Raw genomic sequence first — 12201 nt, forward strand, 5'->3', positions numbered from 1 at the left:
TCAGCGGACCACTGTACGGGCCAACTTGAGCATTTGGCTACTGGCGCGCAAATTGGACCTTTGCAAACTCAACAGGTTGACTTCAAACTCGACCCGGTCGTCGTTGTGCAAGAGGACCAGATGAGCACCTTGGTCAACCGCTTGCCGGTCATCGCTGATCAACAAAACCGGTGCGTTGCCCAGTTGTTTGACCACCGAAGGCAAAAAGCGATTGTCGGCAGCACCTACAAAAACCATGCTGCAATCTTTGATTTGCTCCAGCGAGACGTCTTTGCGCACCAAGATTTCACGTTTTTGGGCGACCCGTTTGTGCAGGCTGAGCATGCGGCCGTTCGGATCGTCTTTGCCCACCACACACAATCGAATGGGCATGTCTTCTAAGCCAGGCAATTCCACAAATTTTGCAAAATTGTAAACATAGGCCGCCTTGATGCGGTCCAGTGTGGGGCTCGATCCTTGGGCCGCTGCGGGCAAAGACAAGCTCACGGAGATGGCCAAGCAAAACACTGTCGGGCTTGCTGTGCAAGCGCGTGCCAACAGTTCCAAGGTCTTGGGCCAGAAGGTGAAGGGTGGAAGAGACATGTGCATGGTCATGTCCTTCAAAAACGGCTGACCAACTGCAGCGTCAAGCTGCGTTGCACATCATAGGCACGCGAAACCGGGAAACTGCTGATGAATTCGGTGTGCCGATCTTTCAGCAGGTTGCGCCCCATCAAGGACAACTCGGTTTGGCGTCCCGCCTTCCAGGCCAGCCGCATGTCCAGCCCGGAATAGGGGGGCAAGCGGGTCAGTTCACCGCTGATTTGCTCCAAGTGACTGGTCTGCGAGTTGTGACGCAAACGCACGTTCAGGTTCAAATCGCTGCGCAGGCTGAAATTGTTGACCAACGACACCTGGTGGCGCGGGGCTGCGTTTTCAAAAACACTGACCAAAAGATCACCCAACACATCCCCAGAACGCTGCCCTTTGACACGCAAATAACTGTAAGAAGACTGAACTGTCCACCACGGCTGGGGATGCCATTCCAGCGACCACTCGCCGCCATGCGAGCGCGCTTTGTCTTGGTTGCTGTTGTAGCCATTGACGGTGAAATAGCAACTGCCTGGCAAGTTTTGGGGGTTGCCAATGCACTGCATCAATGGCCCCATGGGCGGCATGACATCCGCCAAGTTACCAGACAAACGTGCACCCCTCAATTGGCTGTAGTCGGTAACAAAAACAGCGGTATCCACACTCAAAAAATTAGAAAATTGTTTGCGCCAACCCGCTTCCAGGCTCCACGCCTTTTCGGCCACGGGACGCGCATTCGCCAAGGGGGAAATCTGCGTCACGGCCGTCAACAGATTGGGGGGTATGGCCGGATTGAAGTCATGCGCGTCTCGCGCCAACACATCCACCTGAGCAAAGCTCTCAAACCGTCGCAGAGAGCGCGCACTGTGCGACAAAGCACCCCAAAACGCCTCGTTGGCGCTGGGTGTGTAAAGCGCGCGCACATTGGGCTGAATGTTGTGGCCGGTTAATCCATCTTTTTCAAACTTGGAGCCCAAAATCAACTTGAACCGCTCTGGCACCACATTGATTTCATCGTGCACAAAAGCGCTGTAGTTCATGCGCTGGCTTTTGCCCTCGGTCAACACATAAGGCGTGGCCGGCAGGAACAAATCATCGGTGATGTGCCGCAGGTTAAAGCCCCAGATGATGTCGTGCAACTGGCCTTGACGGCGTTGCTGGAAGTCCAGGTCAATTTCGATTTTTTCCCCACCTGCGGTCTGCAAGCGGGGCGCTTGGCCAACAACCGAACCGGGTACCGTGCCCGTGCCCCACAAACCCGTGTGGCTGGTTTTTTCGTGGTCCATGGAAAACTGCAAGGCATTGTCTAAGCCCTGCGATCCCTGCCAGCTGTATCGGCCCTGCAAGGCCAGCCCCTCGCTGGCTTGCGACAATAAGGCATCACGGAAATAAGACGGTTGGGCGAACTTTGGAAAAGGCTTGTCGCTGAAGGCTGGCAAAGAAGGAAAGCCCCACACATCGTTGGAGCGGCTTTGGTAAGCCTCCGCCTTAAAACTGAGCTGCCCACTGTCCAGTTGCGGCTCCAGCTTGATGCCAAAACGGTTCTGCCGTGCAGCATCTGAACCGACAAAACCGGTGTCCCTTTCGGGAGAACCGCCGGTGCGGCTGCTCTTGCCAAAGATTTTGAAATGACCGCCTTGCGCCAACGTCCCGCCATGGGTAAGGGATGCGAAAGCCCCGCCACCCGTGGTCGATGCGACGCTCAAAGCGCTGCCTTGGCTGGCCTGAGCTGAACGCGTGACGATGTTGATCACGCCATTCATGGCATTGGTGCCCCATAAAGCCGCGCCGGTTCCGCGAATGACTTCAATGCGTTCAATGTCGCCCATGATGGCGTCTTGGGTTTCCCACAACACACCTGAAAAAATCGGCGAATAAACGCTGCGACCATCCACCTGCACCAGCAACTTGTTGGACAAGCGCTCGTTGAAACCCCGTGAACTGACGGCCCAGCGGTCCCCCGAAATTTGCGCCACATTGAGGCCTGGCACCAAACGCAAGGCCTCGGGAATCGACTGCGCACCCGAGCGGCGAATTTCTTCAGCCGAAATCACGTACGCGGCTGCAGCCATGTCCGCGACCCGCTGCTCCTTGCGGGACATGGACATCAGACGGTAATCCACCAACTCTTCCAGCGACATGTCCAGAAAATCATGGGTCGATGCAACGCTGGCGCACGCGGTCTGAATGGCTAAGGCCATCAGCAACCATCGCCACCGTCCCAGCGGCTCCAACGCCCTGTTTGTCATAAAACCGCTCCTTTGAAGCAATTAAAGGTGCTTGGAAAAATTATTAAAGTATATTTTACTTAACATTTTATGAAATAAATAAATTTTTATAGATTAATTTGACATTATTATGGAATTCAAGACGCCCCACCTGGTGTTTCACGCTTCATTCAACCGTGCTGCACCACGTACTTGAATCCGCCTTTCATCCATTTGTGGACACACCCGCTTCCTGGCGCCGTCGGTCTTGCAGCCCCAGGTTTTGAGGCAACCATGAGCCAAAGTCTCGCTACACTGAAGGCATGGAAATGTGGCTCAACAACTTACTGCAATGGCTGGCATTGCCCGAGCATGGCCTGAGCACCGTATTTGTGGTGTCTTTTGTGTCAGCCACCTTGCTGCCCATGGGCTCTGAGCCTGCGGTTTTTGGCTTGGTCAAACTCAACTTGGATCTCTTTTGGCCTGCGATTTTGGTGGCCACTGCAGGCAACACGCTGGGCGGCATGTTCAGTTGGTGGATGGGCTGGGGCACGCACAAGGCGGTGAACCGTTGGCGCGGATCGGGCAGCCACCACCGCGCTTTGGTCTGGCTGGAAAAGCTGGGCCCGAAGGCCTGTTTGCTCAGCTGGCTGCCCGTCATAGGCGACCCTTTGTGTGCGGTGGCGGGCTGGCTGAAGATGCCTTTTTGGCCCTGCACGCTGTACATGGCCATTGGCAAATTCGCCCGCTACCTCGTCATGACGGCGGGTCTGCTGTGGGTGTTTCCGGGGCAGTTTTAAGGCTGCCCCAACCCCCTCAGTGAGCAGCCAAGCTGGCCATCAATCGTGAACGATCTTGCGTTCTTTGATGATTTGGGCAAACCGACGCGCATCGGCCTTGGTGACCGCACCGAACTCGGCGGGCGACATGGGGGTGGGCTCGGCACCGATGCCTTTGATGGACTCGACGGCGCTGGGCAACATCAAGGCGCGGTTGATCTCGCGGTTCAGGCGGTCAACGATGGCCGCAGGTGTGCCTGCAGGCGCCCAAAAACCATGCGATGTGCCGGCGTCAAAATTCTTGAGCCCCAGCTCATTGAGCGTAGGCGCATCGGGGAACATGGACAAGCGCTGTGGCGAGGTGACCGCCAACAAGCGAAGACGACCCGAACGCACGTGCGAAAAAGCAATGCCGGGATCGAGCAAGTAGTCCACATTGCCGCCCAGCAAGTCTTGCAAGGCTGCACCCGAACCGCGGTAGGGGATGTGCAAGGTAAAAATTCCGGCTTGGGACTTGAGCATCTCGCCCGCGATGTGTGGGCTGGTGCCGTTGCCTGGTGAACCGTAACTCAACTTGCCCGGATTGCCCTTGGCGAAGGCAACGAATTCGGCAAAAGTTTTGTAAGGTGCATCGCTGCGCACGACCAAGAACAATTGCAAACGCGCACCTGCCGCCACCGGGATGAGGTCTTTGTCATGGTCGAAAGGCATCTTGGGTGTGACATAAGGCACGATGGAAGCGCCACTGCCCGAGCTGCACAACAGGGTGTAACCGTCGGGCGCGCTTTTGGCGGTCAAGTCAGAACCAATGATGCCACCTGCACCGCCTCGGTTGTCCACCACGATTTGTTGGCCCAGCGCTTGAGACACCGCAGACGACACGGCACGCGCCACCAGGTCTGGAGAACCGCCCGCAGGGAAATTCACGATCATGCGGATGGGTTTAGCCGCAGGCCAGGCGCTTTGGGCCTGCGCTGTGCCCAAGGCGCTGAGTGCAAGGCTCGACACGGCGGCCAGGCCTAGCTGTCGGCGGCGAGGGTCATGGGGTTGGGTCATCAAAAAATCTCCGAATAAAAATAGCCTGTTCATTATGAAAAGAAATCAAGTGGTCTGCTACCCGGGAAAACCTTGCCTTGGCAATGCCTGACTTTCCAAAGGGTCAAGTCACCGAATTGTGCAGGGGCGCACCTTCTGTCCAGCAGCGCAAGTTGTCCAAAAACATTTGCCCCACCCTGGCTTCATTGCCGTCGGAGTGACCTGCTGCGTGCGGCGTGATCATGACCTGGGGCATGGCCCACAAGGGGGAATCGGGGGGCAAAGGCTCGTGCGCAAACACATCCAAAAAAGCGCCACCCAAGTGGCCGCTTTGCAATGCCGCCACCAAAGCGGGTTCATCCACCACTTCGCCTCGCGCCACATTGATCAAGTGCGCACCTTGGGGCAACGCAGCCAGGGCAGAGGCATTGACCAATTGGCGGGTTTTGGAAGTCAAAGGGCAGGCCAAGATCAACCAGTCGGTTTTGGGCAGCACCTGGGTCCAAGACTGGAACGTGACCATCTCAACGCCTTCGCTGGGCGGGCGGTGCGGCGCGGCCACTTGCTGGCGCACCACCACGACCTGCAGGCCCAGGGCCTGCAACAAACTGCCCAGTTTTTGGCCAATAGGCCCCCAACCGACGAGGGTCGCGGTTTGACCCGGCAGATCGCGGGGCATGCGCGCACCCATCATCGGAAGCCACTGACGTGTTTGTTGCTCGGCCCAAAGCAACGGGAAACGGCGTGCCAGCGCCAGGATGCCCGCCAAGGCCACGGTGGCAACCACTTGCGCATTCGCGCCGGATGAGGTGGTCAGCTGGACGCCCTTGGCCAACAAATCCAGATAAATCTGACGGTCGGCCCCTGCGGAATGGATGTGCACCCACTGCAGGCCTGGCGACTGACGCAACAGCGCATAAACCCGCTGCAAGGCGGGATGGATTTCATGTTTGGTGGAGGTGCCTGTGACTTCGCGCGAGATGAAAGCCACATGGGCATCCGTGCGTTGTTCGGCAGTCGCCGCTTCCAAAGAAATCAATTCGTAAGGGCGCTGCCCCATCCGAGCCGCAAGCGATGCGCCCCAGCGGTCAATGGACTGCTGGGACATCAGGATGCGCAGGGGAAAGGTCGTGTCGCTCATTCAGCCCTGGCTCCCGTGACACGCACGATGACACTCCAGTTCATAAAGGACTCATGTTTTGTAACTCGGGTCCATGCGGTCGAGTTTGCGCAGCAAGGCGGGCCACTCCATGAGGCCATAGGGTCTGCGCGTGCTGGGTTGGTAGTTGTTCCAGGTCTCTTCCAGCACATCGGGCGCGACTTGGACGAATGGCGTGTTGCAGGCCATGGCCGCGAGTTGAGCATGGCAGGACAACTCGAGGCGGTGCATCCAGTTGAAGGCCTCTCCCACACTGCGACCCACGGTCAAGGCGCCGTGGTTGCGCAAGATCAGCGCCTCGCCCTGCCCCAGGTCTTTCACCAAAGAGGCCTGCTCATTCAGGTCCAGGACCACGCCTTGGTAGTCGTGGTAACCAATCTTGAGGAACCGCATCGCCGTTTGGGTGATGGGCAAGAGACCGCATTCGAGCGAAGACACCGCCATGGAGGCCCAGCTGTGGGTGTGGATCACGCAGTCCACCTCGGGGCGCGCTTCGTGCACCGCGCTGTGGATCACGTAACCGGCTTTGTTGATGCCATAGTTCAAATCGCCAAAGTCGGGTTGGGACAAGATGTTGCCATCGTGGTCAATTTTGATGAGGCTAGACGCGGTGATCTCCTCGTACATCATGCCGTAGGCGTTGATGAGAAAAGCACCGTCTTCACCGGGGACCCGCGCCGAGATGTGGTTGGCCATCATGTCGGACATGCCGTAGATGGCCACCAACCGGTAGCAAGCCGCCAAATCCACCCGTGCTTGCCACTCTGCAGGGGTGCAGCGCGCTTGCATCGATTCAATTTTTAAAAATCCGTTTTCAACCACGACAGCTCCTTGAGGCTCAGTCAAGTTTGACGCCAGCGCTCTTGACCAAATTGACCCAGAACTTAGCGTCTTCATTCAAAAAGGCGGCAAACTGATCGGGCGTGGAGGAGACCGACACATCGGTGCCTTCGCGCGCCAGAGCAGCCTTCACAGAGGGCTGCGCCATGGCCGTTTGGGCTGCATCAAAAATTTGCTTTATGACAGCAGGCGGTGTCCCCACCGGCACAAACAAGCCATACCAAAACTCGATGGCGTACTCGGGCAGTTTGGCCTCTTGCATGCCTGGCAAACCAGGAACCAAGGCCGAGCTGTTGCGCGTGCTGACGGCCAAGCCTTTCAAACGCCCGGCTTGGATCATGGGCAAGACCGAAGGCGGGGTGCCAAAGGTCACTTGGGTGTCGCCCGCGATCACCGACTGGATGGCAGGCGCACCCCCGCGAAACGGAATGTGCACCATGTCCACACCCGTCAATTGGGTGAACAACGCGGCCCCCAAATGCGGCGCAGAGCCATTGCCCGAGGTGGCGTAGTTGAGCTTGCCAGGCGACTGCCTGGCACGTGCAATCAGGTCTTGCACCGAGTTGACGCCGATGTTGGGGTTGACCGCAATCACCAAAGGCGATGTCGTGACTTTGGTGATGGGCACCAGGTCTTTGGGGGTGTAGTTCAACTTGGGGTTGAGCGCCGGGTTGACCGAGATGCTGCTGGGGCTGGCCAACAAAACGCTGTAGCCATCGGGCGCGGCCTTGGCCACGTTTTCAGCCGCAATGCTGGAGCCCGCGCCTGCGCGGTTTTCAACAATGATGCTCTGGCCAATGGCTTTGCCCATCGCATCGCTGAGGGCACGGGCCACATAGTCGGCCGCACCGCCAGGAGCGAAGCCCACCACCAAGCGAATCGGCTTGTTGGGATAGGCTGCGCCTTGGGCTTGAACACCCATGGCCAGGCAAGAAAGGACCCAGGCAGAAATCAGGTTTCTTTTGTTCATGGTGTTGTCTCCTTCGGTTAAAAAGTCTTGGGGGATCTGAAAGCGATTCAAACACTGCTGGCGATGCGCAACACGATCTTGCCGGTGTGTTGGTTGCTTTCCATATGGGCTTTGGCGCGGTCCAATTGGTCAAAATCAAACACCTGGTCCAACAGGGGTTGGATGCGTCCATCGGCAAAAGCCGGCAAGATTTGCGCCGTGAATTGGGCAATGCCATCGGCGCGTTGGGCCGGTGTGCGGTTTTTGTTGGAGACGCCAAACAAGCACAGGCGCTTGGCGTGCAGGGCCTCGAGGTCAATGGTGGCGTTGAGCGTGTTGTCAACATAGCCCACAAAACCCAAACGCCCCTGGAAAGCCATACAACGCATGCTTTCGGCAAAGACGCTCCCGCCCACGGTGTTGACCACCAAATTGGCCCCTTTTTGGTCGGTGGCCTGCAAAACAGCTGCATGGAAATCGGCCGCGCGGGTGCACAAGTCCACATCCAAACCCAGCGGTTTCAATTGGTCAAGTTTCAGCTGCGAACCCGAGGTGCCGATCACTTTAGCCCCCAGCACCTTGGCCATTTGCAAACTGGCCACGCCCACACCCGAAGACACGCCGTTGATCAGCAGCCATTGATCGGCTTTCAAGTGGCCTTGCAAGACCAACAGGTCATAGGTCACCAAAAAAGTCAGCGGGATGGAGGCGGCTTGCTCCAGCGACAAGTTGTCCGGCACGCGCATGATTTCGCGCACATCCATCAAGGCGTATTCGGCAAAAGCGCCCGGGCAGCGGCCCATGACGCAATCGCCCAGTTGCCAGGCTCCGGTGTCACTGCCCAGCTGAACGATTTGCCCTGCCCCTTCCATGCCCGCGGGCTTGCTGCCGCCCTTGCCATGCAGGCCGTGGCCGATGATCAATTCGCCCCGGTTCAGCGCGGCGGCGTGCAACCGGACCAGCACCTGACCCACGCCGGGCACAGGCATGTCCACCTCGCGCAGTTCCATCTGGCCCTGGCCGTTGCTGATGTTCATCCAATACGATTTCATGAGGGACCTCATTCGCCTTTGAAGACAGGTTTGCGTTTCTCCATGAAGGCCTTGCGGCCTTCGGCGTAGTCGGCGCTGTCAAAGCAGCCGCGAATCAGTTGGGTGCACAGGTCCATGTCCAGTTCGGGCGAGGGCTTGAGGATTTCGCGGGTGATGGCCTTGGCCGCCTGAATGGTCAGGGGTGCGTTGACCGCCAATGCCGAGGTGTACTCGGCCAGCAATTCGGGCAGCGCCTCGGGGGCGCACACCCGCGTGACCAAGCCCAGGCTTTGCGCCTCTTGCGCGTTAATTTTGCGGGCCGTGAAAAACAGGTCTTTGGCCGCACCCGGGCCGATCAGGTCCACCAGGTTTTTCATGGCCGAATAGCGGTAACCCAAGCCCAGGCGGGCGGCTGGGACCGAAAACACGGCGTCGCTGGCGGCAATGCGCATGTCGCAGCTGATGGCCACATTGATGCCGCCACCAATGCAAAAGCCGCGAATGCAAGCCAGCGTGGGCTTGGGGAAGTTGTAGATGCCCATGAGCGCGGTCTCGGCCATGTGCTCATAACGCGTCACGGCTTCGCGTGCGGCGCGCATGTCTTCAAACTGCGAAATATCGGCACCCGAGACAAAGGCTTTTTCACCGGCACCGGTGAACACCACCAAGCGCACACGGGCATCGTGTTCAGCTTGGTTCAAGAGCACAGGCACAGCCTCCCACATGTCCACCGACAAGGCGTTGTGCCGCGCCACATTGTTGAACTGGATGAACAGCGTGCTGCCCTCCAGCCAGGTGTTGACCCGCTCGGTGGGTGAGGTGTAGACCACATCAGACATTCAAAACACTCCTTTGGATTTCAATGCGGTCAAGGTCTGGTCATCCAGCCCCAGCTCGCCCAGAATTTCTACGCTGTGCTCGCCACGGCGTGGTGCGGCGCGGGCGATGGTGCTGGGCGTGCGCTCCAATTGCACGGGCTGGCCCACCAGGCGCTGCGGGCCTTGGTGCACCGACACCACATCTTTCACCATTTTCAAGTGCTGCACTTGCGGTTCCTTGAACACCTCGTCCATGCTGTTGATCAAGCCACAGGCCACACCGCCATCGTTCAAGCGCTCTATCCAATAGGCACGGTCTTGCTTGGCCAGGCGTTCATTGATCTCAGCATTCAGCGCATCACGGTTGACCGAGCGGCTGGGCTTGTCGTGGTAACGCGGGTCGGTGACCCACTGCGGTGCTTCCAAGATGTCGCAAAAGCGTTCCCAAATTTTGGAGCCAAACACCGCGATGTTCATGTAGCCATCGCGCGCCTTGTACACCCCGGTGGGGATGCTGGTGGGGTGGAAGTTGCCCGCCTGCGTGGCCACTTCTTCGTCGATCAGCCAGCGCGAGGTCTGAAAATCCATCATGTACACCATGGACTCCAAGAGTGAGGTGTGCAGCCACTGGCCTTGGCCAGACTTTTCTCGCTCGAGCAAGGCCACCAAAATGCCTTGCGCCGCAAAAATACCCGCACACAAATCGGCAATCGGAATGCCCACCCGCATCGGGCCTTGCTCAGCCAACCCGGTGACCGACATCAAGCCGCCCATGCCCTGCGCAATTTGGTCAAAACCTGGCCGTGCAGCCAAGGGACCGGTTTGGCCAAAACCCGAAATGCTGGCGTAGACCAGGCCGGGGTTGCCTTGCTTCAAAGACTCGTAATCGATGCCCAAGCGGAACTTCACATCCGGGCGAAAGTTTTCCACCACCACATCGGCCTTGGCGATCAGTTGCTTGAGCAGCGCAATGCCCTCAGGCTCTTTCAGGTTGAGCGTGATCGAGCGCTTGTTGCGGTGGGTGTACTGGTAGTCCGAGCCCTCTTGCCCACCCAGCGTGTCGTCGCCGCGCATGTGCTCGGGCATTTGCACCTGCACCACGTCGGCACCCCAATCGGCCAGTTGGCGGCAGGCCGTGGGGCCCGCTCGCACCTGGGTCAAGTCGATCACTTTAAATCTCGCAAGTGCAGCAGAAGCGGGTTGGTGCGGCATGACAATCGTCCGTGAAGTGGTGGGCCCATGCGCGCAACCGCCCGTTGACGGGAGCATCGTGGATCGGAAATTTCCGAGCGTGTTGTGGTGCCCGTCAAACAGTCGCAAAGTGTGAACGTCCACCCGAAAAGTGTCAACAATTGCGATGAATTGTTGACACATTGGCGACCTGTTTCAGGTCATTTTCGAGGTGTTTCAAGCACCGTCGGGTGGTCTTTAAGTGGTCTTTTTGCATCGCCCCGTCCTATCCCACCTGCTGCACCGCCATCGTCGGCACCATCGTCGTCGCCATGCACCCCGGCGAGCGCTTCAATGCAGCGGTCTACGACTTGCGAGCCTTGGTCTTGGTCTTGGGCTTTGCTGCCGAACGAGCCACCGAGCACTTCGCCGAAAACCAAAAAGTCCGCTTTGTGTAACTTCTGAACGGCATGGACCGGGCCAGTGAAGCCGAAAACCCCAACCTGTAGTACGAACTGAATCTGCAATATCAGGTCCGTGCGGCATCCCACAGGCGCCAATGATCACAAGAGTCATTCAAACTCACCACCGGATAGGTATCCAGGCGACTCGGCCGACGTTGGCCTGGGGGTAAGCTCAAATATGAGTGACCACACCGATGGAACTCCTGAGGTCCATCATTTCTGATCAAGAAATGGCATTGAGAGCATATCGGGTGCTTGGCTGATTCCATGTTTACAAAACTATCGATCTGTTGCAAAAGAAAAAAAATTTGTCAAACCTTAACCACACCCCTTTCCGTAAGCCAAACAATGCTTAAATTGTGGGGCTATCTCACAACACTTCACAGCGCTTGACTGACTCCATGACATTTCACTCTCATACAGTACGTCAACTCTCCACAGGATCTGTTTACAAACTGATCGCTTGTGGCTCGGTGTGTTCTTTGGTGCCATTGATGACGCTCATGGGGCTCTTATCCACATTCGGCTGGGGCTCTGTGAAGATGAATGGACACGCACTCACAGGACTGTCCGGTTTGGTTTTATCACCCCTGGTCGGTTTGATGCTGGCCATGGTGCTGACTGCAATTGTCGGCAGCCTGGTGGCATTGGGCCTTTGGGTGTATTCGCTCTTGCGGCCTATGCAACTGAGTTACTGGCAATCCTCAGAAACATCCGGGACGGATCACTGAGTCATCTCTACACCGAACCTTGATCACTTTTTATGAAGCAGTCTAGGCGTATTCGCAGGTCAAGGCTTGATAGCCTCATCACATGATCCGTCATTGACGGATCACCCTCAAAAAAAATGCCACTCGAGAGTGGCATTTTTGTCAAAGTGCAATCAAATTGCGATCAAAAGCCCCATGCTGCTCCAGCGCCAACCACAGGTTTGGTACCACCCGTGTTCAAACCTGATGACATTGAAAGCTTGTAAATCGCGCTGTTCTGTCCGCGGATATTGACACCCATGGCCAAAGCACTCTTACCCATAAAGTTGCCCAGACCAATGCCAAATGACCTGTCCTGGCCTGCGCTCAAAGCGGGTACGTTGGCCTGAGCCGTCACAGCGGCAATGGCACCTGCAAACTGTCTGACGTTCACTGCATCAAAATCGGCACGACCATTGGCCACACCGGT

General features: G+C 57.4%; 13 protein-coding genes. 3 read left to right on the forward strand and 10 right to left on the reverse strand.

Annotated elements, in window-relative coordinates:
* Positions 1–588: a YfiR family protein gene (locus tag Q0O99_RS15475; RefSeq protein WP_293752874.1), complete on the reverse strand. Its 588-nt coding sequence runs from the start codon at positions 586–588 to the stop codon at positions 1–3.
* A gap of 11 nt (positions 589–599) precedes the next feature.
* On the reverse strand, positions 600–2819 hold the full coding sequence (locus Q0O99_RS15480; RefSeq protein ID WP_293752875.1) for a TonB-dependent siderophore receptor: 2220 nt from the start codon (positions 2817–2819) through the stop codon (positions 600–602).
* 281 nt (positions 2820–3100) lie between these two features.
* On the opposite strand from Q0O99_RS15480, the gene Q0O99_RS15485 reads away from it, so the two are divergent.
* Positions 3101–3577, forward strand: coding sequence for a YqaA family protein (locus Q0O99_RS15485; RefSeq protein WP_293752876.1), 477 nt, complete (start codon positions 3101–3103; stop codon positions 3575–3577).
* A gap of 39 nt (positions 3578–3616) precedes the next feature.
* On the opposite strand, the gene Q0O99_RS15490 is transcribed toward Q0O99_RS15485, so the two are convergent.
* From Q0O99_RS15490 to Q0O99_RS15520, 7 genes are all read right to left on the reverse strand, one after another.
* Entirely contained in the window at positions 3617–4612 is a 996-nt protein-coding gene (locus Q0O99_RS15490; RefSeq protein ID WP_293752877.1) for a tripartite tricarboxylate transporter substrate binding protein, read from the reverse strand.
* A gap of 103 nt (positions 4613–4715) precedes the next feature.
* Positions 4716–5732 (reverse strand): D-2-hydroxyacid dehydrogenase, encoded by a 1017-nt coding sequence (locus Q0O99_RS15495; RefSeq protein ID WP_293752878.1) that lies wholly within the window; start codon positions 5730–5732, stop codon positions 4716–4718.
* A 51-nt stretch (positions 5733–5783) separates the two neighbouring features.
* On the reverse strand, positions 5784–6572 hold the full coding sequence (locus Q0O99_RS15500; protein ID WP_293752879.1) for a class II aldolase/adducin family protein: 789 nt from the start codon (positions 6570–6572) through the stop codon (positions 5784–5786).
* 16 nt (positions 6573–6588) lie between these two features.
* The gene (locus Q0O99_RS15505; RefSeq protein WP_293752880.1) at positions 6589–7560 is read right to left on the reverse strand and encodes a tripartite tricarboxylate transporter substrate binding protein; all 972 of its coding nucleotides are present in this window, start codon (positions 7558–7560) and stop codon (positions 6589–6591) included.
* 47 nt (positions 7561–7607) lie between these two features.
* Positions 7608–8591 (reverse strand): zinc-binding dehydrogenase, encoded by a 984-nt coding sequence (locus Q0O99_RS15510; protein WP_293752881.1) that lies wholly within the window; start codon positions 8589–8591, stop codon positions 7608–7610.
* A gap of 8 nt (positions 8592–8599) precedes the next feature.
* Positions 8600–9409: an enoyl-CoA hydratase gene (locus Q0O99_RS15515; protein WP_293752882.1), complete on the reverse strand. Its 810-nt coding sequence runs from the start codon at positions 9407–9409 to the stop codon at positions 8600–8602.
* Positions 9410–10600: a CoA transferase gene (locus Q0O99_RS15520; RefSeq protein ID WP_293752883.1), complete on the reverse strand. Its 1191-nt coding sequence runs from the start codon at positions 10598–10600 to the stop codon at positions 9410–9412. It lies immediately after the preceding gene.
* A 209-nt stretch (positions 10601–10809) separates the two neighbouring features.
* Between Q0O99_RS15520 and Q0O99_RS15525 the strand changes: the two genes are divergently transcribed.
* Entirely contained in the window at positions 10810–11016 is a 207-nt protein-coding gene (locus tag Q0O99_RS15525; RefSeq protein WP_293752884.1) for a hypothetical protein, read from the forward strand.
* A 407-nt stretch (positions 11017–11423) separates the two neighbouring features.
* Positions 11424–11753, forward strand: a complete 330-nt coding sequence (locus Q0O99_RS15530; RefSeq protein ID WP_293752885.1) for a hypothetical protein — start codon at positions 11424–11426, stop codon at positions 11751–11753.
* Between the two features lie 163 nt (positions 11754–11916).
* On the opposite strand, the gene Q0O99_RS15535 is transcribed toward Q0O99_RS15530, so the two are convergent.
* Positions 11917–12201 (reverse strand): YadA-like family protein (locus Q0O99_RS15535; RefSeq protein WP_293752886.1); only part of this gene is annotated, 285 nt, incomplete at its 5' end.

Origin of the sequence: Limnohabitans sp. Rim8 (genome assembly GCF_945901735.1) — a bacterium.
Classification (GTDB): Bacteria; Pseudomonadota; Gammaproteobacteria; order Burkholderiales; family Burkholderiaceae_C; genus Limnohabitans_A.

Bases quoted from the DNA above. Each gene is read 5' to 3' on its own strand.
- Q0O99_RS15475 (WP_293752874.1), bottom strand. From the start codon at position 588: ATGCACATGTCTCTTCCACCCTTCACCTTCTGGCCCAAGACCTTGGAA.
- Q0O99_RS15480 (WP_293752875.1), bottom strand. From the start codon at position 2,819: ATGACAAACAGGGCGTTGGAGCCGCTGGGACGGTGGCGATGGTTGCTG.
- Q0O99_RS15485 (WP_293752876.1), top strand. From the start codon at position 3,101: ATGGAAATGTGGCTCAACAACTTACTGCAATGGCTGGCATTGCCCGAG.
- Q0O99_RS15490 (WP_293752877.1), bottom strand. From the start codon at position 4,612: ATGACCCAACCCCATGACCCTCGCCGCCGACAGCTAGGCCTGGCCGCC.
- Q0O99_RS15495 (WP_293752878.1), bottom strand. From the start codon at position 5,732: ATGAGCGACACGACCTTTCCCCTGCGCATCCTGATGTCCCAGCAGTCC.
- Q0O99_RS15505 (WP_293752880.1), bottom strand. From the start codon at position 7,560: ATGAACAAAAGAAACCTGATTTCTGCCTGGGTCCTTTCTTGCCTGGCC.
- Q0O99_RS15510 (WP_293752881.1), bottom strand. From the start codon at position 8,591: ATGAAATCGTATTGGATGAACATCAGCAACGGCCAGGGCCAGATGGAA.
- Q0O99_RS15515 (WP_293752882.1), bottom strand. From the start codon at position 9,409: ATGTCTGATGTGGTCTACACCTCACCCACCGAGCGGGTCAACACCTGG.
- Q0O99_RS15520 (WP_293752883.1), bottom strand. From the start codon at position 10,600: ATGCCGCACCAACCCGCTTCTGCTGCACTTGCGAGATTTAAAGTGATC.
- Q0O99_RS15530 (WP_293752885.1), top strand. From the start codon at position 11,424: ATGACATTTCACTCTCATACAGTACGTCAACTCTCCACAGGATCTGTT.